At 55.5% G+C, this 25,751-nt stretch carries 23 protein-coding genes; 12 read left to right on the plus strand and 11 right to left on the minus strand.

Annotation, left to right across the window (positions count from 1 at the left end):
* The first annotated feature begins 8 nt into the window (after window positions 1-8).
* A complete protein-coding gene (locus tag MICA_RS12320; RefSeq protein ID WP_236619877.1) occupies window positions 9-608 on the plus strand; it encodes a hypothetical protein in 600 nt (199 codons plus the stop codon).
* On the opposite strand, the gene dnaG is transcribed toward MICA_RS12320, so the two are convergent.
* Window positions 590-2,566 carry a DNA primase gene (gene dnaG, locus MICA_RS07480; RefSeq protein ID WP_014103122.1) on the minus strand — a complete coding sequence of 659 codons (1,977 nt, stop codon included), beginning with the start codon at window positions 2,564-2,566 and terminating at the stop codon, window positions 590-592. The genes MICA_RS12320 and dnaG overlap by 19 nt on opposite strands.
* A gap of 161 nt (window positions 2,567-2,727) precedes the next feature.
* Between dnaG and MICA_RS07485 the strand changes: the two genes are divergently transcribed.
* Window positions 2,728-3,096: a hypothetical protein gene (locus MICA_RS07485; RefSeq protein ID WP_014103123.1), complete on the plus strand. Its 369-nt coding sequence runs from the start codon at window positions 2,728-2,730 to the stop codon at window positions 3,094-3,096.
* A gap of 102 nt (window positions 3,097-3,198) precedes the next feature.
* Here MICA_RS07485 and MICA_RS07490 read toward each other — a convergent pair whose 3' ends face one another.
* Window positions 3,199-3,696: a GatB/YqeY domain-containing protein gene (locus MICA_RS07490; RefSeq protein ID WP_014103124.1), complete on the minus strand. Its 498-nt coding sequence runs from the start codon at window positions 3,694-3,696 to the stop codon at window positions 3,199-3,201.
* Window positions 3,697-3,739: 43 nt separating this feature from the next.
* Between MICA_RS07490 and carA the strand changes: the two genes are divergently transcribed.
* The 4 genes from carA to MICA_RS07510 all read left to right on the plus strand — a co-directional run bounded on the left by carA (window position 3,740) and on the right by MICA_RS07510 (window position 11,258).
* Window positions 3,740-4,945, plus strand: a complete 1,206-nt coding sequence (gene carA / locus MICA_RS07495) for a glutamine-hydrolyzing carbamoyl-phosphate synthase small subunit (protein WP_014103125.1) — start codon at window positions 3,740-3,742, stop codon at window positions 4,943-4,945.
* A 69-nt stretch (window positions 4,946-5,014) separates the two neighbouring features.
* Entirely contained in the window at window positions 5,015-5,776 is a 762-nt protein-coding gene (locus tag MICA_RS07500) for a methyltransferase family protein (protein WP_014103126.1), read from the plus strand.
* A 145-nt stretch (window positions 5,777-5,921) separates the two neighbouring features.
* Window positions 5,922-9,251: a carbamoyl-phosphate synthase large subunit gene (gene carB / locus MICA_RS07505; RefSeq protein WP_014103127.1), complete on the plus strand. Its 3,330-nt coding sequence runs from the start codon at window positions 5,922-5,924 to the stop codon at window positions 9,249-9,251.
* Between the two features lie 153 nt (window positions 9,252-9,404).
* Entirely contained in the window at window positions 9,405-11,258 is a 1,854-nt protein-coding gene (locus tag MICA_RS07510) for an ABC transporter ATP-binding protein (protein ID WP_014103129.1), read from the plus strand.
* A gap of 9 nt (window positions 11,259-11,267) precedes the next feature.
* Here MICA_RS07510 and MICA_RS07515 read toward each other — a convergent pair whose 3' ends face one another.
* Window positions 11,268-11,639, minus strand: coding sequence for a hypothetical protein (locus MICA_RS07515; protein ID WP_014103130.1), 372 nt, complete (start codon window positions 11,637-11,639; stop codon window positions 11,268-11,270).
* Window positions 11,640-11,912: 273 nt separating this feature from the next.
* Between MICA_RS07515 and greA the strand changes: the two genes are divergently transcribed.
* Entirely contained in the window at window positions 11,913-12,386 is a 474-nt protein-coding gene (greA, locus tag MICA_RS07520; RefSeq protein ID WP_014103132.1) for a transcription elongation factor GreA, read from the plus strand.
* Between the two features lie 77 nt (window positions 12,387-12,463).
* Here greA and MICA_RS07525 read toward each other — a convergent pair whose 3' ends face one another.
* The 3 genes from MICA_RS07525 to MICA_RS07535 all read right to left on the minus strand — a co-directional run bounded on the left by MICA_RS07525 (window position 12,464) and on the right by MICA_RS07535 (window position 13,502).
* Window positions 12,464-12,673, minus strand: coding sequence for a hypothetical protein (locus MICA_RS07525; RefSeq protein ID WP_014103133.1), 210 nt, complete (start codon window positions 12,671-12,673; stop codon window positions 12,464-12,466).
* An 11-nt stretch (window positions 12,674-12,684) separates the two neighbouring features.
* Window positions 12,685-12,921, minus strand: coding sequence for a hypothetical protein (locus MICA_RS07530; protein WP_014103134.1), 237 nt, complete (start codon window positions 12,919-12,921; stop codon window positions 12,685-12,687).
* A gap of 107 nt (window positions 12,922-13,028) precedes the next feature.
* Window positions 13,029-13,502, minus strand: coding sequence for an Lrp/AsnC family transcriptional regulator (locus tag MICA_RS07535; RefSeq protein WP_014103135.1), 474 nt, complete (start codon window positions 13,500-13,502; stop codon window positions 13,029-13,031).
* Between the two features lie 149 nt (window positions 13,503-13,651).
* Between MICA_RS07535 and MICA_RS07540 the strand changes: the two genes are divergently transcribed.
* The 5 genes from MICA_RS07540 (at window position 13,652) to MICA_RS07565 (ending at window position 20,241) form a co-directional block, all read left to right on the plus strand.
* Complete coding sequence (locus tag MICA_RS07540; RefSeq protein ID WP_014103136.1) at window positions 13,652-14,605, plus strand: mitochondrial fission ELM1 family protein; 954 nt, start codon at window positions 13,652-13,654, stop codon at window positions 14,603-14,605.
* Window positions 14,606-14,683: 78 nt separating this feature from the next.
* Complete coding sequence (gene trxB, locus MICA_RS07545) at window positions 14,684-15,673, plus strand: thioredoxin-disulfide reductase (protein ID WP_014103137.1); 990 nt, start codon at window positions 14,684-14,686, stop codon at window positions 15,671-15,673.
* Between the two features lie 33 nt (window positions 15,674-15,706).
* Window positions 15,707-16,597 carry a LysR family transcriptional regulator gene (locus tag MICA_RS07550; RefSeq protein ID WP_014103138.1) on the plus strand — a complete coding sequence of 297 codons (891 nt, stop codon included), beginning with the start codon at window positions 15,707-15,709 and terminating at the stop codon, window positions 16,595-16,597.
* A gap of 461 nt (window positions 16,598-17,058) precedes the next feature.
* Window positions 17,059-18,330, plus strand: a complete 1,272-nt coding sequence (locus tag MICA_RS07560) for a patatin-like phospholipase family protein (protein ID WP_014103140.1) — start codon at window positions 17,059-17,061, stop codon at window positions 18,328-18,330.
* A 162-nt stretch (window positions 18,331-18,492) separates the two neighbouring features.
* Window positions 18,493-20,241 (plus strand): patatin-like phospholipase family protein, encoded by a 1,749-nt coding sequence (locus MICA_RS07565; protein ID WP_014103141.1) that lies wholly within the window; start codon window positions 18,493-18,495, stop codon window positions 20,239-20,241.
* Window positions 20,242-20,379: 138 nt separating this feature from the next.
* Here MICA_RS07565 and MICA_RS07570 read toward each other — a convergent pair whose 3' ends face one another.
* From MICA_RS07570 to MICA_RS07590, 5 genes are all read right to left on the minus strand, one after another.
* Window positions 20,380-21,597, minus strand: coding sequence for a pyridoxal phosphate-dependent aminotransferase (locus MICA_RS07570; RefSeq protein ID WP_014103142.1), 1,218 nt, complete (start codon window positions 21,595-21,597; stop codon window positions 20,380-20,382).
* 30 nt (window positions 21,598-21,627) lie between these two features.
* Window positions 21,628-22,578, minus strand: a complete 951-nt coding sequence (locus tag MICA_RS07575; protein WP_236619878.1) for a prephenate dehydratase — start codon at window positions 22,576-22,578, stop codon at window positions 21,628-21,630.
* 228 nt (window positions 22,579-22,806) lie between these two features.
* The gene (locus tag MICA_RS07580; protein WP_236619879.1) at window positions 22,807-23,883 is read right to left on the minus strand and encodes an aminoglycoside phosphotransferase family protein; all 1,077 of its coding nucleotides are present in this window, start codon (window positions 23,881-23,883) and stop codon (window positions 22,807-22,809) included.
* A 60-nt stretch (window positions 23,884-23,943) separates the two neighbouring features.
* Window positions 23,944-24,360 carry a hypothetical protein gene (locus tag MICA_RS07585; protein WP_014103145.1) on the minus strand — a complete coding sequence of 139 codons (417 nt, stop codon included), beginning with the start codon at window positions 24,358-24,360 and terminating at the stop codon, window positions 23,944-23,946.
* Between the two features lie 87 nt (window positions 24,361-24,447).
* Window positions 24,448-25,677 (minus strand): Glu/Leu/Phe/Val dehydrogenase dimerization domain-containing protein, encoded by a 1,230-nt coding sequence (locus MICA_RS07590; RefSeq protein ID WP_148260448.1) that lies wholly within the window; start codon window positions 25,675-25,677, stop codon window positions 24,448-24,450.
* Between the last annotated feature and the right edge of the window lie 74 nt (window positions 25,678-25,751).

Raw genomic sequence — 25,751 nt, forward strand, 5'->3', positions numbered from 1 at the left:
TGGAACCGATGGAACCTTTTGCATTCTTGTTCTTGTTATCTTCGACCTTCGGCTGGGGGGCCGGTTTTTTGGCGACTGGCGGCGTCTTCGGCGTGGCCGCCTTCACCACCGGCTTGGCTACGGGTTTTGCCTTGGCGGCGGTTTTGGCCGGTGCCTTTACCGCCTGTTTTACCGCCTGCTTCACAGGGGCCTTGGCTTTCGAAGGTGTCGGCTTTGCCGCCTTGACGGGTTTGGCCGCAGGCTTCACCGCCCTCTTGGCCGGCGCGGGTTTCGCAGCCTTTGCTGATTTAGGGGCCGATTTAGGAGCCGCCTTCGGCGCAGGCTTCTTCGCCGCGACCTGTTTCACTGTTTTGGTTTTGGCGGCGGATTTGGACGCGGCCTGTGTCTTTGATTTCGACGGAGCTTTTGCCGGCACGCGGGTTACCTTTTCTGTCTTCTTTGCGACCTTGGCCACGCGCGCAACCTTCTTGGTTGCTGCGGCGGAACCCTTCGCTGTTTTACCTGTTTTCTTGACTGCCATTCCCAACCCGTATCACCCGAATCCGAACATGGAATTTAACCGTATTTCCCACGAAAAATCAAAGCGCTTTCACCCTTGCCCGTCCTGATCCTGACGCGCCTGATGCAAAGCGAGAATGCGCTGTTCATTTTCCGTACTGAAGTCCCCGGCCAAAGTCTGGCCTGCAACACGCAGTTCCTGGCGTTCGGCCTGGTCATAAAGCGACCTGATCGTTTCCGCCCACCCCTCACGCACATCTTGTAGTTCGGCGGAGGGACGAGCGAATCCAGCGTGCACATACATAGTGTCTGACGCCAGATTTTGCAATTCTTTATCAAAGCCATATGCACTCAAATGGTCATAAAATGGCGTTTTTTCAAGGTTTGGGGCCTCAGACAGGGTCCGGATCATCATTTGGCGCAAAGAATCGAGCCGAGAATCGGATATGGACAACGCGCCGAACTGCTCCTCCACCTCCTCAAACAGCCACGGATGATTTAACAGAATCAGGAGAAGGATCGAATGCGCCCTGCGCTCCTTCTCCACCACCGGGCTGCGCAAGGGCGGCAGCTCAATCTTCCGGCCCTTGGCCTTTGGTCCCGTATCGCGCCCGAACCCGCGCCCCATTCCCGGCCCCATTCCAAATCCGCGCGATGCATTTTGTTTGGCCCGGTCCAGTTCCCAGAACAGATTGCTGCTCTTCTTCAACAGCAGCTTGCGGTACTGGTCCTGCACCGCCTTGTCCACGATGCGCGCCGTTTCATCCAGCCATGTGCGCTCCAGCCCAGCGCGCTCCTCCGGCGTATTAAAGCTGCGTCCTTCGGTCTGGCTCATCCAGATAAAATCGGCGAGCGGCATCGCCGTGTCGATAATGGTTTGGAACGCCACCGCGCCCTTGGTCTGAATCAAACTATCCGGGTCCTCCCCTTCGGGCAGGAAGGCGATGCGCGCCGAATGATCGGGGCGCAGATGCGGCAGAATGCGTTCACATGCCCGCGCCGCCGCGCGACGTCCGGCGTTATCGCCATCGAAGCACAACACCGGAACCTTCATGTCGCCGGGGATCATCTTCCACAGCACGGCGATCTGGTCTTCGGTCAGGGCGGTGCCCAGCGGCGCCACCGCGCCCGTGAACCCAGCGCGCCAGCATGCAATCACATCCAGATACCCTTCGACAACGATCAGCGGCTTGCCATCAATCGCCGCTTGCCGCGCATGCGGCTCACCGAACAGCATGCGTCCCTTGTGGAACAAGGGCGAGTCCGAGGAGTTGATATATTTCGGCGGTTTCGATTGCGACGGATCGATGGGGCGCAAATGTTCCGGCAAGACCCGTCCACCAAACGCCACCACGCGCCCACGCCGATCCGGCACGGGGAAAATCACACGGTCGCGGAAGAACGCATACAGGTCATTGTTGCGCGTCGATTTGCGCGCAACACCGGAATCCAGAATTTGTTTCTCACTGAACCCCTGCTCGCGCAGGAATTTGGGCAGCGCGCCCCCATCCGCCGGGGCAAACCCGACCGAAAACGCCGACAGCACGTCATCCGGCAAACCACGTTCACGCACATAGTGGAGCGCGTCACGATGGGCGGGGCTGTGCAACTGATCCTGAAACCATTTGGTGGTGGCCGCCATCAGGGCATGAAGGTCTTTTTCCTGCTTGGCGTGTTCGACATCTTCGCGCGTCTGGCGCGGCACTTCCAACCCGGCCTGCGGGGCCAGGGCCTCAATCGCCTCGATAAAGGACAAATTGTCATGCCGCATGACAAAGCCCACCGCATCACCATGCGCGCCGCACCCAAAGCAATGGAAGAATTGCTTGTCATCATTCACATAGAAAGACGGTGATTTTTCCCCGTGGAACGGACAGCACGCTTTATATTCATGCCCAGCGCGGACAAGCTTCACCCGCCGTCCGATAATTTCGGACAGGGACAAACGGTCACGCAACTCTTGCATAAAACGCGGGGAAATCGACATATCCGGGTTTTTAGCAGACCGCCCCCCCATAAACCAGACCCAAACCGGCCCGAAGCCGCCCAATTCCCACATGACCCCCATACGGACGCATGAACCTTACAAGCCGGTAAGGTTTTGTTAACCTTTTTCCCAGAATGCTGGCCTATTCTGGGACAATAAATAGATAAAACCCGCGGCTTTGGTAACGTTTCGGAAAAGATTTTACGTTAACCTTTAGGCTGGGGTTCGGTTGGGAGAGATTGATGACAGAGAAATTATACGCACGGTTTGCGATCGCAAAGCCAACGGGCAAGGTGTCGCTGACACGCGAGTTCGTGGAAGTATCCGGCACGAATATCAAAGACATGGCCCTGCCCGACAATGTCGTGCGGGTTGATTTTTTTGCGGACATCACCGCCCAACAACCGGCGAAGCGTGTCTTCCTCGGCGTGGATCAGGTGTATAGCAAATCCGACATCGACCATCATTACGGCGAATTCTTCACCCACCAGATCGAAGAAGCGGGCGGTAGCCATGCGGTCCTTCTGGCCGGACTGGGTAAACTGGTCCCGGCACAGATCGGCGATGAATTTGTTCATACAGATGGATTGCACCAGATGGCCATCGCCTAAGGCGCGATTCATCACAGCGATACAAAAAGAGCGAGGCCTACGCCCCGCTCTTTTTTATTTCCAGCACCCCCGACGCCATACGCGGGAATGACAATCTAAAAATCAACCAGCCAGACGTTGCTTCACCATACCGCTGACCTTGCCCATATCCATTTGGCCGGCATAGCGGTCTTTGATCGTCGCCATGACCTTGCCCATCTCGCGGATGTCGGTCACGTTCATTTCGGCCAGCACCTGATCGATGGCGGCCTTCACTTCGGCCTCGTCCATCTGCTTCGGCAGGAAGCGGCGGATAATGGCAATCTCGGCCAGTTCACGATCGGCCAGATCCTGACGGTTAGCATCGGTATAGGTCTTGGCCGACTCTTCGCGTTGCTTGATCATCGATTGCAACATGGACAGGATTTCGCTTTCGCTGATCCCCTCGCTGTTGCCCAGGCCACGGGCGTTGATATCCCGGTCTTTCAGGGCCGCAATAATCAGACGAATCGTCGACAGCGCGATTTCGTCCTTCGCCTTCATGGCTTCTTTCATTGCGGTGTTGAATTCTGCACGTTTTTCCACGTTTTTATCCTTTAATTCGATCATGTCTTCCGGCATGCTGACCCTGTATCTGGACTCACCCCCAACAGGAGAACACGCCATGCTCGACGTTTCTAACGCCAAACAGCCGCATAATGCAACCGGTGTCCTTGTTTTGGCTGACGGAACAGTGTTTTGGGGGCGCGGATTTGGCGCGGCCCGGGCCTGTGTCGGGGAAATCTGCTTTAATACGGGAATGAGCGGGTATCAGGAAATCCTGACGGATCCCTCCTACGCCGGGCAGGTCATCACCTTCACCTTCCCGCATATTGGCAATGTCGGCGCCAATGATCTAGATATGGAAAGCTCAAAACCCGCCGCCCGCGGCATGATCGTGCGCGAAGATGTGACCGAGCCATCCAACTGGCGCGCGATTGAACCGCTGGACCAATGGATGAAATCTTATGACATTCCTGGCATCAGTGGCTTGGACACCCGCGCTTTGACCCGGCATATCCGGGACCACGGCGCCCCGAACGGCGTGATCGCCGTAAGCCCCAGCGGCGACTTCAACATCACTGCCCTGAAGAAGATGGCCGCCGAATGGCCCGGCCTGAACGGCATGGATCTGGCCAAAGATGTGACGTGCGAAAAAGAATATGTCTGGACCCAAACCAACTGGGACGCGGACAAGAACGAATACGGCAAGGCCGAAGCCCCGGAACACCATGTCGTCGCCATCGATTTTGGCATTAAACGCAATATCTTGCGCAACCTTGCTGCAGCAGGATGTAAGGTCACCGTCGTCCCCGCCCAGACCAGCGCAGAAGACATTCTGAAGCACAAACCGGACGGCATTTTCCTGTCCAACGGCCCGGGCGACCCGGCCGCGACCGGAACCTATGCCGTTGCGACCATCAGCAAACTGATCAAATCCGGCACGCCGATCTTTGGCATCTGCCTTGGCCACCAGCTTCTCGCCCTTGCCCTTGGCGGCAAGACGAAGAAGATGGAATTGGGCCACCGCGGCGCCAACCATCCGGTGAAAGATTTGACCACCGGAAAAGTTGAAATCACCAGCCAAAACCATGGCTTCCGCATTTTGCCTGATACTTTGCCGCAAGATGCGGAGGTGACCCATGTCAGCCTGTTTGACGGATCAAACGAAGGATTAAGACTGAAGGGTAAGCCTGTGTTTTCAGTGCAATATCACCCCGAAGCATCCCCCGGCCCGCGCGACAGCCATTATCTGTTCCAGCGCTTCGTCGATATGATGAAAAAAGCCGAAAAAACGGAAAAAACAGAACCAGAGGAAAAGGCGGCTTAAAAGCCGCCTTTTTCTTGCCCACATCCGGGATCAAATTGTAAAAACCAATATCCCACGGAGTGTAAAAACATGAAACTGCACGAATTGATGATCCGCCACGGCCATTCGATGTTCCGCTGGCGCAGCTATATTCCCCTGCTCTTTATTGGCCCGCTGCTACTGGCCTTCCGCGAAAGCGCCCATATCGAAGCCATGGTCGGCGATGCCGCCGAAGATGTCTGGGTCCTGTTCTGTTTTATCCTGTCGCTGTCCGGCCTCGCCCTGCGCGCCTTTACGGTTGGATTTGTTCCGGCCGGCACATCCGGGCGCAACGCCAAACAACAGCGCGCCGAAGTTTTGAACACAACAGGCATGTACTCAATTGTTAGAAATCCGCTCTATCTAGCGAACTTTATTATCATTTTGGGCGTCTTGCTTTCCATCAAAGTCTGGTGGCTGGTGGCGCTCGCCTCGCTGGTGTTCTTTGTTTACATGGAACGCATCATCCTGACCGAAGAAAGCTTCCTGCTGGGTAAATTCGGCAAGACCTATAGCGACTGGTGCGAAAAGACCCCGGTGATCCTGCCGAACTTCAAACTGTGGAAACCATCGACGATGACATTTTCGATGAAGACGGTCCTGCGCCGTGAATACCCGGGTCTGCTAGGCATCGGCACCGCCTTCTTCGTCACCGAGATGATTCAGGATCTGGTGTATGAAGGTGAAGCGTTTCGTGAATGGATTGCCGAAGATTATATCTGGCCCATCACCTACGGCATCATTATCGCAACTTGCCTGAGCTTGCGGCACTTGAAGAAAAATACGGATCTTCTGAAAGTTGAGGGGCGGTAACGCCCCTTTCCTTTATCCATATCCACGCATCAACAAAAACGTGGAAAACAGGCTTGCCCTTTTGCATACGCAATAATACACAATAGGTCTCGGGCCGTGAATCACCTACACTGATTCAGTCATTTCCAAGGGACCGAGATCCATCATGCCAAAACGTCACGACATTCAATCCATCTGCATCATCGGCGCTGGACCGATTGTTATTGGGCAAGCCTGTGAGTTTGATTACTCCGGCACCCAGGCCTGCAAGGCCCTGCGCGAGGAAGGATACAAGGTCATCCTGATCAACTCGAACCCGGCCACGATCATGACCGACCCGAACATGGCGGATGTGACCTATATCGAGCCAATCACGCCCGAGATTGTTGCGAAAATTCTGGAAAAGGAACGCCCGCACGCCTTGCTGCCCACCATGGGCGGACAAACGGCGCTGAACACGGCTTTGGCCCTGCACGCCAATGGCACGCTGGACGCTTTGGGGGTTGAGCTGATTGGCGCGCGCGCCGATGTGATTGCCCGGGCCGAAGACCGCGACCTGTTCCGCCAGTGTATGGACCAGCTGGGCCTTGAAAGCCCGAAGAGCATCACCGTCACCAACCTGTTCGAAGCCATCGACGCCCTGCCCCATATCGGCCTGCCCTGCATCATCCGCCCGTCCTTCACACTGGGCGGTACGGGCGGCGGCATTGCCTATAACCGTGAGGAATTCGAAACCATCGTCCGCGAAGGTCTGGATGCCTCCCCGGTGCGCCAGGTTCTGGTCGAGGAATCCGTTCTGGGCTGGAAAGAATATGAGATGGAGGTCGTGCGCGACCGCAACGACAACTGCATCATCGTCTGCTCCATCGAAAACATTGACCCGATGGGCGTGCATACCGGGGATTCCATCACCGTTGCCCCGGCGCTGACCCTGACCGACAAGGAATATCAGCGGATGCGCGACGCATCCATCGCCGTCCTGCGCGGTATTGGTGTGGAAACCGGCGGATCGAACGTGCAGTTCGCGGTTAATCCCGAAGATGGCCGTATGGTCGTTATTGAGATGAACCCCCGCGTATCACGGTCTTCCGCCCTCGCCTCCAAAGCGACCGGTTTCCCGATTGCCAAGATCGCGGCAAAACTGGCGGTTGGCTATACGCTGGATGAATTGCAAAACGACATTACGGGCGGCCTGACCCCGGCCAGTTTTGAACCGACCATTGATTACGTCGTTACAAAAATTCCGCGTTTCGCGTTCGAAAAATTCCGCGGCACTACCAACATCCTGACCACATCCATGAAATCGGTCGGCGAAGTCATGGCGTTTGGCCGTTCATTCGAGGAATCGATCCAGAAAGCCCTGCGCTCGCTGGAAAAGGGCCTGACCGGATTTGACGAAGTGGTGATTGGTGAAGGTGACGGGCAACACCCGCACCCGGACCATGTCCGCGCCGCCATCGCCCGCCCGACGCCACAGCGTATCCTGTATATTGCGCAGGCTATGCGCCATGGCATGAGCGTGGATGAAATCCACGACATCACAAAATTCGATAAATGGTTCCTGAACCGCATTGCCGGGATTATCGCCACGGAAAACAAACTGCGTGTTGGCGGCCTGCCCCGTGATGCCGCCGGGTGGATTGCCGTGAAGAAAATGGGCTTCTCTGACGCCCGTCTGGCCAAATTGATGAACGTCACCCCGGACATGGTTCGCACCGCCCGTCATAAGGCCGGAGCAACCCCCGTTTTCAAACGTGTTGACAGTTGTGCCGGCGAATTGCCGACCAGCACGGCGTATATGTATAGCTGCTACGAAAACGTTGGCGCGGAAAACGAATGCAACCCGACGGATCGTGAAAAAATCATCATTCTGGGCGGCGGCCCGAACCGGATTGGCCAGGGGATTGAATTTGATTATTGCTGTGTTCATGCCGCGTATGCTTTGAAAGAAGCGGGTTATGAAACCATCATGATCAACTGCAACCCGGAAACCGTATCAACCGATTACGATACGTCCGACCGTTTGTATTTCGAACCGCTGACCAACGAAGATGTGGTTGAAATCATCCGTGCGGAACAGCGCAAAGGCAAGGTTAAGGGCGTGATTGTCCAGCTGGGCGGTCAAACCCCGCTGAAACTGGCGCAGGCGTTACAGGCGGCGGACATCCCAATTCTGGGCACCAGCCCCGATGCCATCGATCTGGCCGAAGACCGCCAGCGGTTCCAGAAATTGCTGCATCAAATGAAACTGCGCCAGCCGCCAAACGGTTTGGCCCGGTCCGAAGAACAGGCCATTAAAATGGCCGAGGAACTCGGCTTCCCGCTGGTCATTCGCCCCTCTTATGTTCTGGGCGGCCAAGGCATGGAGATCGTCCACAGCATGGACGAGCTGAAACGTTACATCAAAACTGCGGTTCAGGTTTCGGGTGATACCCCGGTCCTGCTCGACCGCTACCTGCGCAGTGCGATTGAAATTGACGTCGACGCCCTGTGCGATGGCACGGAAGTGGCCGTGGTTGGCATCATGGAGCATATTGAGGAAGCGGGTATTCACTCCGGTGACTCGGCTTGCGTTCTGCCGCCGCACTCCCTGCCCTATAAAACCGTAAAGGAAATTGAGAAGCAGACGATCCGTCTGGCCAAGGCCCTGAAAGTCAAAGGATTGATGAACGTCCAGTTCGCCGTGAAGAAAAACCGCGACACAGGCGAACACGATATCTTTATTCTGGAGGTCAACCCGCGTGCCAGCCGCACCGTTCCGTTCGTGGCCAAGGCCACGGGCGTTCCGGTTGCCAAAATCGCCGCGCGTTTGATGGCGGGTGAAATGCTGGACGTTTTCACCACGCAATTGCGCGGCATGGATCAGGAACATACGGCGGTGAAGGCCCCCGTGTTCCCGTTCTCCCGCTTCCCCGGCGTGGACCCGATCCTCGGCCCCGAAATGAAATCCACAGGTGAAGTCATGGGTATTGACCGTGACGTGGCCGTGGCGTTTGCCAAATCCCAAATCGCCGCCGGCACCCATCTGCCGCTGGAGGGCACCGTGTTCCTGTCCGTGAAGGATTCGGACAAGGAAGCCTTGGTTCCGATCGCCCAGGATTTGGTCGATATGGGCTTCAACCTTGTCGCCACCGGGGGCACATGTGTGTTCCTGAAGGCCCAGGGCCTGCCGGTCACGCGGATCAACAAGGTGATGGAAGGCCAGCCGCATATCGTGGATGCGATCATCAACGGACAAATCCAGTTTATGATCAACACCACAAAGGGCCCGCAAGCCGTGACCGATGCGACATCCATCCGTCGCCAGGCCCTGACCTATCGCATTCCGTATTACACGCTGCTGTCCGCGGCGCGGGCGGGAACGATGGCCATCCGAGCCCTGCGCGCCAAACCTTTGGAGGTCGCATCAATCCAAAGCTATTTCGGCGTGGACGGCGAAGGCATCTTCAGCCCAGCCGATCTGGACTTCCCGCAGGATATGCAGGCGGCGGAGTAACGCGCCCCTAAACACACAGGCTGTTATCCCGGCGAAAACTGCCGAAAGCCCCCTTGTCATTCCCGCGAAAGCGGGAATCCATTGGGCGGATCGTATGGATTCCCGCTTTCGCGGGAATGACGAACAAATAATGGAAAGAACAGGCTCGTGCGTATGTCACTCTTAAAACCCCACATCCCTGCCGCCCCCTACGGTGAACTGCCGACAAGCTTTGGCGGGTTTCTGCTTTATGTCTGGCGGAAGAATCCGGTCCTGTGGGGTACATTCATGCTGCAGGATATCGTGCATTTTACGCGCTATCCGATTGCGTTCATCCTGCTTGGTAAAATCATCGACATTCTGAAGGATGCCAACCCGGCCGATGGCCTGCCCGCGGCGGCGTGGTCCATTTTGGGACTGATGATGCTGGTTCTGGCCGTGGGTGAATTTGCCCATATCTGGACCGCGCATACGATCCTGCACTGGAAACCAAAACTGCGCACCGTGATCCGAGGGGATTTCCTGTCCTACACCATGGGGCACAGCCATGCGTATTTTCAGGATAATTTTGCCGGAGCGCTGGCCCGCAAAGTATCCGAAGTGGCGGAAAGCGCCCTGCGCCTGCACGATATTATCCGTTTCCAGATCTGGTTCGCCACGATCCATATGGGCATCACCCTGATCTTTATGTTTACGGTCAGTCCGCTTTATGGCTGCGCCCTGCTCTTCTTCATTCTGGCCGTCACCGTTCCGCTGTTTGCGCGTATTCCAAAAATTCGCCAGCGATCGTTGCGCTATTCCGAACAACGCGCCCATGTCACGGGCATGGTTGTTGATATGCTGACCAATATTCCGGCGGTCAAATCCTTTGCCACCTTGCCGCACGAAATTGATGTTCATACGGCAGAATCGCACATTGAACGCACCCGCCATAGCAAACTCATGCGCAACATGATCCAGATTGAAGACCTGCGCCGCCTTTGCCTTGTGACACTGGGTGGCGGCATGACGGCGCTGGCGTGCCTTGGCTGGGCGCATGGGTGGATTACGGTTGGACAGGCGTCCAGCGTGGCCACCATGTCGATGATGCTGACCGGAACCACATGGATTTTGGGCGGCGGGATTATGCAGTTTGTCGATGAAGCCGGCTACATCACCGACGCCCTGCGCATCACCGCACGCCCGCACGAAATTTCAGACACTCCCGGTGCCAAGCCGTTACAGGTTGATCGCGGAACGATCGAATATCGCGGCGTGAATTTTGCTTTCGCCAATTTCCCAATTTTCCGGGAACTGAACCTGAAAATTACTGCGGGTGAAAAAATTGCGCTGGTCGGCCCATCCGGTGCGGGGAAAAGCACGTTTGTGTCTGTCTTGCTGCGCCTGTACGACCTGCATGGGGGTGAAATCACCATTGATGGCCAGAACATCGCCCACGTCACGCAAGATTCATTGCGGCAGGCCGTAGCGATTATTCCGCAGGACACCGCCCTGTTCCACCGCAGCCTGATGGAAAATATCCGCTATGGCCGATTGGACGCCACGGATGACGAAGTGATTGCAGCGGCGAAGAAAGCCTATGCCGATGATTTCATCAATACTTTGCCCGAAGGGTACAACACGCTGGTCGGTGAACGCGGCATTCGCCTGTCCGGCGGGCAACGCCAGCGCATTGCCATCGCCCGCGCCATCCTGAAAAACGCCCCGATCCTGATTTTGGATGAAGCCACATCGGCGCTGGATAGTGAATCTGAACGCCTGATCCAACAGGCATTGGATGATTTAATGAAGGGAAAAACGGTGATTGCCATCGCCCATCGCCTGTCCACCATTGCGCGGATGGACCGTATTATTGTGCTGGATCGCGGCGTGATTGCGGAACAAGGCAACCACGAAACCTTACTGAAAAATCACGGGCTGTATGCGCGGCTATGGTCCATGCAATCGGGTGGTTTCCTGCACGCAGACGACATTGGCGGAGGATCATCCCCCGCCAATGCCGAACCTGTGAAATCAATTGATGGATAGGTGAAGCGCTTACGGCTCCAACGGTTCAATCGGGCGAATGCCGTTTTTACCGACTTTCAGAACGTTATTGATCTTGCAGATATCAATGCCAAAACGCACGTTATGTTCGCCGATATACATGCTGACATTCGTGTCTTTGCATGTCATTTCATCAATGTTGCGGCCAAAACGCTTGCCGTAGCCTTTTACAGCGGCTTGCTTCTCGTCTTCGGTCATTGTGATACCGGCACGGGCCGCATCACGCGCGATATAATCGCCCATTTGTTTGATCAGCGGATCATTCTGGTGCGGAGTGTCTTCAGCGGCGGCGCATGTTGCCACCGCGCCAAGGAAAAGAGCGCCCAGAATGCGGGATGATGTGCGTGTGAAAGATGTCGTCATTGCGGTGTCCTGCCTGTTCATTTTTATCGTTATTATGAAACATCGTTTATGGCACGCTCGCCCCCGGGGCACAAGGAATTATAAACCATTGAAAATCAATCGATTACCCGCCTGATTTTATCCCTATTGACCTTTGCTCCGCCCTTGGCCTAATGTGGAATTAACAGTTCTGGACCAAATCCCAATCCCGTCGCTCGCGGCGGGGTTTGTTTTTTTGGAAAAATTCCAGAGCAATCGAAAAGCAACAAGAAGAACAGACGAAGGAATATTGTCATGGATAAAGTCCCAATGACCAAACAAGGGTTTGACGCGCTGGAAAAGGAGCTGCGCACCCTCAAAAGCGTTGAACGCCCGGCGGTGATCGTTGCCATCGCCGAAGCGCGCGCTCACGGCGATTTGTCTGAAAACGCCGAATACACCGCCGCACGCGAACGCCAGAGCTTTATCGAAGGCCGGATCAAGGAACTGGAATCTGTCATCTCTGCGGCCCAGATTATTGATCCGTCCAGCCTGGCTGGCAGCACGATCAAATTCGGCGCGACGGTTTTCCTGGCGGATGAAGACAGCGGCGACGAAGTGACGTACCAGATCGTTGGTCCGTATGAATCCAACGCCGACAAGGGCATGATTTCGACCACCGCCCCGATTGCCCGCGCATTGATTGGTAAAGGCATCGGCGACAGCGTTGAAGTTGTTACCCCGGCGGGCAAGCGCTCGTACGAAGTGCTGGACGTGCAATACCGTTAAGCGCAATAGACAACAAAGAAAAAGACCGCCCCGATCATCGGCTGGCGGTCTTTTTTATTCTTTCTGCGTCGGCGGGACTAAAGCTTCAGCTTTAACGCCTCAATCTCTTTTTCCGTGCGTTCAATAATCAAACGCGCCGCCTTTTCATCGATCTTAATCATCGCACCGCCATGGGCTCCGGTGGCAATGCTGAAACCGCCTTTTGCGGCGTTCAGTTCCGCTTCTAAACCGATCAATTCCATTTTGGTATGAAAACGGCTGATCGTATTAAAGATTTTTGCCAACATCGCCCGCTCTCTTATCCCAGCTTGGCTCTCAGCTCTTTAATCCGCTGTTCGGATTGTTTGATAATCGACTGCGCCGTTTGCGGATCGATATCGCGCAAGCCGCTGACCACAGACCATGGGCCGCGGGATTCCATCGGCACCAGCATCTTACCCGCTTTAGCGGCTTCGATACGGCTTTCCTGGTCCTTGATTTCCAGACGGACAAAAAAGTTCGCAACAGGTTGAAAGATGGATTTCAGAGACAGCATGGCAATTCCTCCGCTGGTATCCGGAATAAAACAAATTATTTATGTAAAGAATAAGCAGGCCCCTGTCAAAGGCAACAGGGATTATTCATAAAAATCAAAGCGTTACGCTAAACTTCGATTGGCACACCCGGCATGTCTTTGGTCGAACGGATCGCCAGAGAGGATTTGACCGACGTCACATTCGGCGCGGCGGTCAATTGCTCGGTCAGGAAATGCTGATAATCATCCCAATCCTTGGCCACGATTTTCAGCAGGAAGTCCGTCTCCCCCGCCAGCATGTGTGATTCACGCACCATCGGCCAGGTTTCAACCAATTCCATGAATTTTTTCAGATCATTCTCGGCCTGGCTGACCAATTTCACCTGCGCAAACACCGTAACGCCATATCCCATAGCGGTTGAATCAACGCGCATGAAATAACCACGGATGTAGCCAGATTCTTCCAACGCCCGCACGCGACGCAGACAGGGCGGTGCGGAAATGCCCGCCTTCTGCGCCAGTTCTACGTTGGTGATGCGTCCGTTTTCCTGCAGGTGGTGAAGGATTTTCTTATCGATTTTATCGAGCTTGACGCGTCGCATGGGGATATGTATTTCGCAAAATTGTTATATGAACGAAGGACGCTCTGATATAAAGTTGCGCGTGGCCCTATGCAAGCCCTTTCTGAAGGTGTTTTTCGCATCGGTATAACCCCACAAAACAGCAAGATAATCTTTGGAAAATCCCCATTATGACACGCTGCTGGATCGTCACCGAAGGACTGACCGGAACGGAAAACCAATGTTTGGGCGTTGCAGAAGCGCTCGGCGTTATTCCGGAAATAAAGCGCATTAACTTGAAGCAGCCTTGGCGCACCCTATCCCCATGGCTGGGGTTTGAGCATGCGGGCATATTCACCGGCGATCCCATCGCCGCGCCATGGCCCGACCTCGCACTGTGTTCCGGACGCAAAGCGATTGCCGCCGCCCGATACATTCGCAAGGCCAGTGGTGGCAAAACACTGGTCGTGCAAATTCAGGATCCGCGCGTGTCGCCGGACCAATTCGATCTGGTTGCCGTGCCCACGCACGACCCCACACGCGGGCGCAATGTCATTGTCACAACAGGCGCGCCAAACCGTATCAATAAAAAAATGCTGGAGGATGCGCGTGGTGATTTTGCATCCCTGCTCTCCCCGCTGCCCACACCACGCGTGGCTGTCATGATTGGCGGAACCAGCAAGGCGTACAGCATGAATGATGATGTCGCACACACATTGGCGACACAGTTGAGCGGCTTGCGCGATCAAGGATGCGGGTTGATGATCACCGCATCACGCCGCACGGGTGCGACACAACAAGCCATTATCCGTGACGCGTTGAAAGATGACCCAAATGTTTTCTTTTGGGACGGTACCGGGCCCAACCCATATCTGGGGTTCCTCGCCTGGGCGGATGCCGTTCTGGTCACCGCCGATAGCGTATCGATGTTGTCCGAAGCCGCCACCACCGGAAAGCCCGTTTACATTATCCCCATGGCGGGCGGCGCCCCCCGGATTGATGCTTTGCACCAGGCCCTGATCACCCACGGCGCGGCCCGGATGTTCGAGGGAAAACTGGCCCAATGGACATATCGCCCCCTGAATGATGCGGGAATCGTCGCTTTGGCCATATGGAATGCTCTGAAAAACCCGAAAAAGGGATGATTTTGCCCTTTACCCCTCCTCCTCCGCCAATTAAGACTATGTTATTCAAGTCATTTAGTAGAGTAAGGACGGATCGTCATGAGCACTGGCGCGGACACAGCGACGCACACGAAAGTATTGATTATTGGATCTGGCCCGGCCGGATACACGGCGGCCATCTATGCCGCGCGCGCCAATTTGAATCCGATCCAGATTCTGGGTCTGGAACCGGGTGGCCAGTTAACCATCACCACCGACGTTGAAAACTTCCCCGGCTTCGCCGATGTGATCCAGGGCCCGTGGCTGATGGACCAGATGAAGGCCCAGGCCGAACATGTCGGCACCAAGATGGTTTACGATTTTATCAAGGAGGTGGATTTCAACGTCCGCCCCTATCGCGCCGTGGCCGATTCCGGCACCGTGTACACCGCCGACACCGTGATTATCTGCACGGGTGCAAAAGCCCGCTGGCTCGGCCTGGAAGGTGAACAGACATTCCGTGGTCTGGGCGTATCCGCCTGCGCCACATGCGATGGGTTCTTCTTCCGCGGGAAGAAGGTTGCCGTGGTTGGCGGCGGGTCCGCCGCTGTGGAAGAAGCCATCTTCCTCACCAATTTCTGTGAGAAGGTCACGTTGATCCACCGCCGTGATACATTGCGCGCGGAAAAGATTGCGCAGGACCGCCTGTTTAAAAACCCGAAGGTCGAAGTGATCTGGGACAGCGTTGTTGAAGATATTCTGGGCGACAACAGCGCCGGCGGCGCAGGCGTCACCGGATTGTCGTTGAAAAACGTCAAGACGGGTGATGTGTCGAAACTGGATGTTGATGGCATGTTCGTCGCTATCGGCCACGTTCCCGCGACGGAGATTTTCAAGGGCAAGGTCAATCTGGACAGCGAAGGCTACATCGTCACCGCGCCGGATTCCACCGCCACCAATATTCCGGGCGTTTTCGCCGCTGGCGATGTAAAGGACAAAACATTCCGTCAGGCTGTGACCGCCGCCGGTATGGGATGTATGGCTGCGCTGGAAGCGGATCGCTATCTGGCCGCATTGGAATCCGACCACCGCGCACAAGCAGCCGAATAACGAAACACAAAACAAGAACAGGACACCACGGCAATGGATTGGGACAAGCTTCGCATTTTTCACGCCGTTGCCGAGGCCGGAAGCTTTACCCATGCGGGTGAAACACTCAACCTCAGCCAATCCGCAGTATCACGGCAGATCAGTTCATTGGAAGAAAGCTTGGGCGTCACCCTGTTCCACCGCCATGCGCGGGGATTGTTGCTGACCGAACAAGGTGAGTTGCTGCACAAAACGGCGCGCGATATTTTCGGCCAGCTTTCAATGATCGAAGGGCAGTTGCTGGATTCCAAACAATTGCCGGAGGGGCCGTTGCGCATCACTGTCGCCGAATTTATCGGCTCGACATGGCTGGCCCCCAATCTGGGGCGTTTCCGTGAACAATATCCGGATATTCAACTGACCATCCTGTTGGATGATCGTATTTTGAATCTGGGCATGCGTGAGGCCGATGCCGCCATTCGTTTGTACAAACCGGAACAGCCGGATTTGATCCAACGTCAATTAACGACGTTGAATTTCCGCATCTGTGCGTCATCGTCTTATCTGAAAAAACACGGCACTCCGAAGGACATCAAGGATCTGCAATCCCACACGCTGATCGGGTTCCCGGAAAACGTGCCCGCGCCGTACGCCGATCCGAACTGGCTGTTCCGTATCGCGGGCGTGGATCCGGAAGATTACAACAAGATCATTATGATGAACTCGCTCTACGCCATCCAGCGCGCGGTGGAGAGCGATGCCGGCATTGCCTCCCTGCCCGATTACATGATCCGGCAGAATCCCGACCTGCAGATCATCCTGCCCGAGGCCGAGCGGGCCGGCGTGGACATGTATTTCGTCTACCCCGAAGAGCGCCGCCATTCCCGCCGTATTGCGATTCTGCGGGATTTTCTGGTCGAAAACATTCAAAAGACCGGAAAATAAGTCGATTTATGGCACTGCAAACGCCCTTTACAACGCCCGGTTACGGGCGTTTTTCTTATGAAAATCAATGCATTATGCACTTGTCATGCAAAATACGCATATCAGATCATGCGAAAAATGCTGTAGACGCGAAGGAGCGAGTGGGTATATAAAGCGGCCATCGACGTTTCGACGTTGATGGGATCTTCCCAGATCCTACGTCTCCCAGACGTGAAACCTCCCTGTTCAACTCGCCGGGCCCAAGTGGTCCGGTTTTTTTTTGCGCGAATCGCGCCACATCCCCTTTGAAGCATCCCCGCGAAAGCGGGGATCCATGAACGCGCGGCCAGATACAATGGATCCCCGCTTTCGCGGGGATGCCTCAATTGCAAAAAGCACCACATATTTTTTGCGCGAATTGGATTGGGCCGCGATATACTGAACATCCGATTCACTCATAGCGTTTTTACAGAATCACACCCGTGTCCGAATCCAACAGAACCCAGATTGCCCTTTTCAACTATGGCGGCGGATTACGCGGCCTGATCCCCGCCTATATCATGGCGCGGATTGAGGATGTCACCGGACTGCGCATGACCGACATGGTCGATATTTTCGCAGGCCCATCAACCGGATCGATTTTGAACGCGGCGCTGAACCTGCGCCACCCGGAACACCCGGAACAACCCAAATACCGCGCCCGTCACATGGTGCGTTTTTACGAACGCGAAGGCGCCCGCATTTTCCCTGCGGATTCATTCCGCGAGATGCGCGGCCTGATCCACGATTTCAACAACCGCACGATGAAATTGAACCAGCTGAACTGGCTGTTCAAACATGGGCATTACGACCCATCCAATTTGGGCCATGCGTTGCAGGCCTTGTTTGGTACGGCGCAATTGTCGGATTCGCTCCGCAGTCTGATCATCCCCTGCTACAACATTGACGGCGACGGGATCGAAGCGGTGACAGAACGCGGTGAAACCGGCAATTCCCCCGTTCACACCAAAAACAACTTCATCAACGAAGGTGGTCATGCGCTGTGGCTGAAAAGCATGCGCACGGGCACGCCCGCGGAACACCGCGCTAACACACCACACGTATCGCTCTATGACGCCGTGATGGCCAGCTGCGCCGCCCCCACCTATTTCCCGTGCCACCATTTCCCGGCCACATTGCCCGGGGATTCCGAACGCAAATATTATTCGGCGATTGACGGATGTATTTTTGACAACCCGTGCATCAGCTATCTGGGCGCGATACGACAGCACATCCAGCCGAGCCAGAATTTGAAAATGATTGTTCTGGGCACCGGCTACACCAACAAATCCATTAAACGTGATGAATGGAACCGATTTGGCGCGTTGGGTGTTGTGGACCCGGTCAATGATCTGCCGCTGATCAACATCTTCTTTAACGCATCCGAATCCGCGTTGATGGATTCCTTCGCGGCGGAGATGGGCGACAATCTATACATCTTCAACAAATCCCTGCACGCCGGACGCCATGGCGATTTCCCCAGCATTCAGATTGACGACGCCAGCCCGGAAAACATGAACCGCCTGCGCCTGTTCTTCGAGGCGATCATGGAGGAAAATGCCCGCACGTTTGATGAGGTCTGCCATATCCTGGTCAGCAACCGCGACCGCCGGTCCGACGAAGATCGCAGCAAACGCAAGGAAGGCATTTTGCGGTATTTCGTGTCCATGTTCGATGGCCGGGATTCCAGCACGGACCGTTCGCTGGACGATTAAAAAACGCTGGATTTAGCACCCTAACCCACTGAAACGCCGCGAATCTGGGGATATTTTCGCGTCGCACAACACCGCAAACCTGACATCCCGGAAAATATGGTCTAAGTTTGCCCTGCGATATGCAAAACAAGTCACCCGCGTAAACAAAAAGTGACGCTATATATGAGCAACAGGGACAACACCGATCATCAGGAACCGCAGGATTACGTTCTCTACGTACCCGGCGGCGTGCTTTGGGGCATCTACCCCCTGGTCGTTCTCAAGTTTCTTGAGGACCTGACGCAGCTTCCCGTTAGCAAGCAATTCAACAATTTCGCCGGATCATCCACCGGGGCCGTGGCCTTGGGCGGATTGAATATCCCGAAATCCAAAGGATCAACCGAACCGCGTTATTCCGCTGCCGATGCGCTGGAGTTTTACAAGGTCGTTGGCCGCCGCACCTTTCCACCACGGTCCGCTTATTATGAACGCCAGTTGATTATGGATCTGGTCAAGCTGGGGCATGAATTCACCCGTGAAATCGTATGGATGGCGTTTGAAAAAACGGATGCCCTGCTCTCTGCCGGGGTCAACGGTGCCGGACGGTTGATGAACCGCCTGAAGCGATCAACCACGCCGTATGAACCGTTTATCCTGAAACCCATGCGGTTCCTGCACAACACGTTGATCCGCCCGGTGGACAATGCCGTGGAACGGGGAATCAACCATTTGCTGGCCAAATCCCGCTATGACATCAACGTCCTGCGCGAGGCGCTGGACACGGCCTATCGTTTTGAAGATACGAATGAACCCGTCAAGCTGAACGAAACGATTGTCAGCCACCATGTCACATCCATGAACGTGACGCGCAACGAACCGGCCATTTTCTTCCACTTCAAGGACGAAACCGGGACAACGCGCCATGTATCACACCCTGACATGGATATTGTTGACCTGACCTGCGCCAGCAGTGCGGCCCAGACAATTTTCCAGCTTTATAAAGCCAGCAACGAAAACCATTATTGCGATATCGCCCACTTTGATACGCCGCAAACCCCGATCAACAGTTATCAGGGGCGCATGCAAAAGAACAAGAACATCAAACTGATCATGATTGGCACCGCTAAACGCGATGCCGAAATTGACGTCCAACGCTTGAACGGCATGCTGTTCCTGCAACAATTGATTGGGCGGCTGGGTGCACACCTGCTGGGTCTGCCGCAACGTTTTATCTTGCAACGCGACCTGATGAATTTGCGCCAGAATTTAGGGGCGGACAATGTTGTGGTCATTGATAAATCGATGAGCAAGGACACACTGCGCGGACAGGTTTTAAGCAACCCGCGCCTGATCAACGCGGCGGCGCATTTCGGTGTTGACCTGCGCGCCCGTTCGCAAATCAGCCACCAGGATCGCACACCGTCCCCGGACCTGTTCGATTCCCGTGATGACAACATCGAGAAGATGGAATCCTTTGGCTGGGATATGGTGTGGGAGAATATCGACACGCTGGTCCCCCTGGCCAAGGAACTGGTCGAGAATGCGGCCCTGCGCGGTCATATTACGAACGACCGCGCGAGCGAAATCATTCGCGGAATTGACAAGATTTATCCGATGAACGAATCCGCCATGGCCCATGACCATGATAACGACAACACGCCGGCCCCCGAGCCCAGTAAACCCAGCAAATGGCTGCAGTTTGATGAGCGCGCACCGACCACGTTGCGCCAATCCATCACGGGATTGTTTAACCGGATTGTCCAGCGCGACAAATACACACCGCCCCCGCCGCCTGCGGCCCCCTACATCCGTGATCGCGACTCCTTTGCGCCGCACCAGGATGCAGGATCCTGCAATGTCTGCGCCAGCGGGAATATCGATCCGAAAAAACAGCGCCCGCCCTGTACCCACAAGGGACCAGAGCCGAAATAAGAAGACATCCATTCTAAAAAAACGTCACCCCGGAAAGAGCATCAGCTCTTATCCGGGGTTTTTGCCGTGAATTTTACAACACGGCCTAAATCCCGCATAAACGCTCAGAAGCGTTTTCCGGGATGACGATCATAGAGTTTATGCCACCGCGCGCTTTTTCAATGCCGCACAGGCCCGCTGGATGCGGGTGCAGGCCTCAGTCAAATCCTTGTTCGACGTGGCATAGGAAATGCGGAAATACGGCGACAAGCCAAACGCCGCGCCCTGCACAGCCGCGACACCCTCGGTTTCCAGCAGATAGGTCACGAAATCGCTGTCGGACTGGATCACTTTACCATCCGGCGTTTCCGCACCGATGCACCCAGCACAGGATGCGTAAACATAGAACGCCCCCTCCGGTGTCGGGCATGTGATGCCCTCGGCCTGGTTCAGCATATTCACGACCAGATCGCGGCGTTCTTTATACACACGACGCCATTCGTTCAGGAACGTTTGATCGCCGTTCAGGGCCGCCACGGCAGCAGCCTGAGAGATCGAGGACGGGTTGGACGTGGAATGGCTCTGAATGCCACCCATCGCCTTGATCAGCTCTTTCGGGCCCGCGGCATAGCCAATACGCCAGCCGGTCATGGCATAAGCCTTGGACACACCATTGACGGTCAGCGTGCGGTCTTTCAGACGCGGCTCAACCTGCACCGGGGTTGCGAATTCAAAACCGTCATAAACCAGATGTTCGTAAATATCATCGGTCATCAACCAGACATGCGGATGTTTCATCAACACGTCGGTCAGGGCTTTCAATTCGGCCTTCGTGTACGCCGCGCCCGTCGGGTTGGACGGAGAGTTCAGGATCAACCATTTGGTTTTCGGCGTAATGGCTTTTTCGAGATCAGCGGCCTGCAGTTTGAAGCCGTGTTGTTCGCCACATTCAACGAACACCGGGGTACCTTCGGCCAGAATGGTCATGTCCGGATAGGATACCCAGTACGGTGCCGGAATAATCACTTCATCACCCGGGTTCAGCGATGCCATCAGGGCATTGTACAAAACCTGTTTTCCGCCCGTACCCACGGTGACTTGATCCGGCGTATATTCAATGCCGTTTTCACGTTTGAATTTTTCGCAGATCGCTTTTTTCAGCGCCGGCGTGCCATCAACGGCGGTGTATTTCGTTTGCCCGGCCTTCATCGCGGCGGTGGCGGCGTCCTTGATCCATTCCGGTGTGTCAAAATCCGGCTCGCCCGCGCCCAGACCGATCACATCACGGCCCGCGGCTTTCAGCTCGGCGGCTTTGGTCGTCACGGCAATCGTCGGTGACGGTTTAATTTTCGACAGGCGGCTCGCCAGAATGGACATGGTTCAGATCTCCTTCAGAGGTTAAAACTGTTAAGCGGCAACGGGCAGGAACGGATTGCCATGCCCACGTAAATCACTGGCGGGATAGCACCCCATAATCCGCATCGCGGCGGTGTGGCCCGCAAATTCATCCAGAACCGGTTTCATCGCCGGGTCCGCCATGTTCGCGCCCACATCGACATAGAATGTCGGATTGGGCCGCGCCGGGCCAGCCATGTATGTTTCCAATTTGGTCATGTCGATATTGTGGCGTTCAAACACGTTCAGCACGCGGAACAATGCCCCCGGCTTGTGCGCCGTTTCAAACAGGATCGAACTGATCGCCGGGCCAGAAAGCGCCCCCGCCGCCAACGGTTCGCGTGCCAGCACGAGGAAGCGCGTGGTGTTCATATCCACGTCCTCAATATTCTTTTGCAGGATCGTCATATTATACAGATCCGCCGCATCTTCGGATGCAATCGCCGCAATATCGGGCGACATGAAATTGGCGATGGCGCGTGCGGCCCCTGCTGTGTCGTAATATTCCTTCGCCGACGCGCGCGGCAGATTGTCGGCCATGAATTTGCGGCATTGGGACAAGGCCTGCGGGTGGCTGCGCACCTCGCGAATGGATGAGAGGGCCACGGCCACCTCCTCCGCGCTCAAATCGCTTTCTTTCCACGCAACAATGTCTTTTGTCGTCATGTTTTCCGGCGGTGCGCCGCGGAAGGCTTTGCGCGGGATCATCAGGCAATGGTGGATCGGCACCATATGTTCACCAACGATGAACAATCCAGATTCTGGCAGAAGATTATAAACCTCCATCACCCGGCCGGATGTGGAGTTTTCAACCGGGATCATCGCGAAATCAACATCGCCGTTTTCAACGGCGCTTAACGCGTCCTGAAATCCGCGATAGCCTTGGTAATATCCGTCGGGGAAATATTCGGAACAGGCGCGATAAGAGAATGATCCCTTAATGCCCTGATAACTGACCCGCATTGGCTTATTTTCCGTATCGCCCAAGACATTCCATCCGGTAAAAGTGACCGGGAATTTTTACTATGGGAAGTATGGCGATGCAACAGGCATAGCCCCTCCTCTGGTCGTCATCCCCCACTCCTCGCACACAGCATTCCCGCGAAAGCGGGAATCTATGCGATCCATCCATTGGATTCCCGCTTTCGCGGGAATGCCGAAAACGGAAAATGGCGCCAAAAACAGTGCTATTTAAAACGCATCCGGACGGATCAGTTTCGCCGTATCCTTGGAAATGGCCGGAATGACGGTGAAATCCAACCCCGCGCCCTTCGCCCAATCGGCCAAGGGGGTCAGAATGGGGTCGTTCAGACCATCACGAATATACCCCGCCACGCGCGGTAAGTGGGCCAGATAGCGATCCTTGCCATCGCGCACAGCCAGACGGATAAACTGCCCCAAAACACGGCAATGGAATTGGGTAGCCAGCACGCGATACCACGCACGGAACGCATCGCGTTCATCATCCGCCATGTCGGCACAATACCGGTCCAGCATGGCGTTACGCAGATCAACAGGCACATCCACACGCGCATCTTCCAGCAGGTTCGCCAGATCATACGGAACCGGGCCGGTCATCGCCCCTTGGAAATCCAGAATACCGCAACGGCTTAAATCACTCGCACCCGGCAACCACATCAGATTTTCGAAATGGTAATCGATATGCAGGAACCCACGCGGCACCGGCGGCAGGGATTTTTCAATCTTGTCCCATGCGGCCAGATAATCATCGACGATCCCATCAATATTTTTCTGCCCCAATGCGGCGGGCATATACCAATCCACCAGACGGCGGCGACCCGTATGCACATGGCTGGCGTAATAATCGGGCAACGTGATGTCTCCCGCCTTTGCCCGTTGGCGCAGGGCGATCAGGGCATCGGTGGCCAACGCATAGAGGTCATCGCGTGTGGCCACGCTTGTTTCCATGGCGCGTTTGAATGACACATCACCGAAATCTTCGATCAGCACGTACCCCTCTGCCGCGTCCGTGTCATAGACCGTCGGCGCGCGCAGGCCGATGGAGCGCAGATACGTACTGATGCGCAGGAAATCGCTGATGGAATGCCCCGGCGTGGCCATTGGGTGGCCATCGGGCATGGCTTCCATCAAAACACGGGTTTCCCCATCCGGTTTTTTCAGGCGGACATAGCGGCGAAACGCGGAATCTTCACCCACGGGGTGAATGGTTGCATCCCCCCACCCGGCACGCGACAAAAAGGCCGCGCGCAACGCATGGCGGGCATTAAACCATTCGATGGGAGTCATGGATGGAGACGCAGATTGTTTGGGTTTTGATTTTGGTTTGGGCATCGAAAATTCTTACATTTACTTTTTATCGGCCGGCGGTGTACGCCCGGCCAGTTTTTTCAATGCATCAATATGCGATTGTGAGGCTTTTTTGCGCCGACCGGACAATGCGGGCGATCCGCTTTCATGACCAAAAATCGCCGTACCCGCCCCAGACAAGGCTTTCAGGATTTCCTTGCCGAACGTATCGGGCGCCATGTCCAAAGTGCGCGGCGTGGCGGGAATTTCTTCGTCAATAATCGCGCCTTCCGGGTGCTCAACAACACGGTTCACGGCATGAGCCACGATTCCGGTTAAGTGCGGCTGGGCCAACGCCATTAAAAGTCGCGGGTCTTCATAGCTCCACGCGATCACTTGCTGACGGGCCTTGGTTGCATTTCCGCGTGACAGGCGCAGGGCCTCCCGAATGCGGCTTTCGGCATATTCACGGCTCATGGTCTGGCCCTCCGGTGGCCTGTCTTTGATCCTTCCTCCAGTTTGACACAGTTTGCGCCCGCGTCAAAACCGGGAAGGATCGCAACATTAACCGACTGTTTTTAAATCAAAAATTCGCGAAAGCGCCAGATACATACCCGCCTGAACCGGGGCCACATTGTGCAAACAGGCCAGATCGACCACGCGCCCGACATTTTCGGTAATTTTTGCAATCGTCATGGATTTGGCTGCCGCCACCTTGTCCCCCGCTTCATGGGTCAGCTCGACAAAGGCCGCAATGATCCCGCCCGGGTTGGCGATAAAATCCGGGATCAGCATGATGCCCCGATCATGCAACGCCAGACGCGCACTCTCCGTCACCGGACCATTCGCCCCCTCCACCACCAGACGGGCGCGGATACGGCCGACATTTTCATCCGTAATCACATTCTGCACCGCGCAGGGGAACACGACATCAACATCGTGATACAACACATCCGCCGCATCGACGGATATTAACGTCCCCTCCATCGGCAGCAACGCCGTGGCCTTGTCAAAATCCATCCGGATCAACGCATCGCGCAGATCATGCGACAATGGTTTTTCAAACACCCATGTCCCGCCATATTTCGGGTCCGCCATGGATGCCAGTTGCGCGCCATGTTCGCTGAAATACCGCAGAACCGCAGCCCCCATCGCCCCCATGCCCTGCACGGCAAAACGTGTGGCGGCGATATCGTTTTTATTCAGGTCCAGAAAGGCTTTAGCCGCCGTCGCAACACCCAGCCCGGCAATGCCTTCACGGTCATAATCGGTGCCGCCCATATGCACAGGCTTGCCCGTAAAGCTGCGCGTGGATTGCAATTCGTCACACGCCCACAGCGCGTGTTCGGGTTTACCGCCAATATCAAATCCGAACCCACCAAACACGCCGCCATTTTCATGCAGGAACGGTTTGCACAGCGATACGAAACGGCGATATTGCGTTTCAAAACCATCCATTGATGAATTGGCACACAGCCCCGACTTCGCCCCACCCAGCGGCAACCCGGCGGCCGCGTTTTTCAGCGCCATGGTCCGCGCCAACATCCGTACTTCGTCCAATGTCAGGTTCGGCGTAATGCGCGTACCGCCCTTGCCGGAGAATTGCAGCGGCCCGCCCGCGCTGATCTGCGTGTTCCACACCACAACGTGCCCTTCGACCCCCAATGCGGGGTCGCGCACGGTGACTTCGAATTCCGGTTTCATGGCGGCGAAGCGCTGTTTCAAATTTTCCAGTTGTGTCAGAAAATCCGAACCCGTTGCTGGGACCCGATCAAACGCGGCGGTGTTGGTCATGTGAAAACCCTGATCCGTTAATGGTGGAAACAGGCGGATTTTCGCACGCGAGCCATAGACCAGCAAGGCGGTCA

This window comes from Micavibrio aeruginosavorus ARL-13, assembly GCF_000226315.1.
GTDB classification, from domain to species: domain Bacteria; phylum Pseudomonadota; class Alphaproteobacteria; order Micavibrionales; family Micavibrionaceae; genus Micavibrio; species Micavibrio aeruginosavorus_B.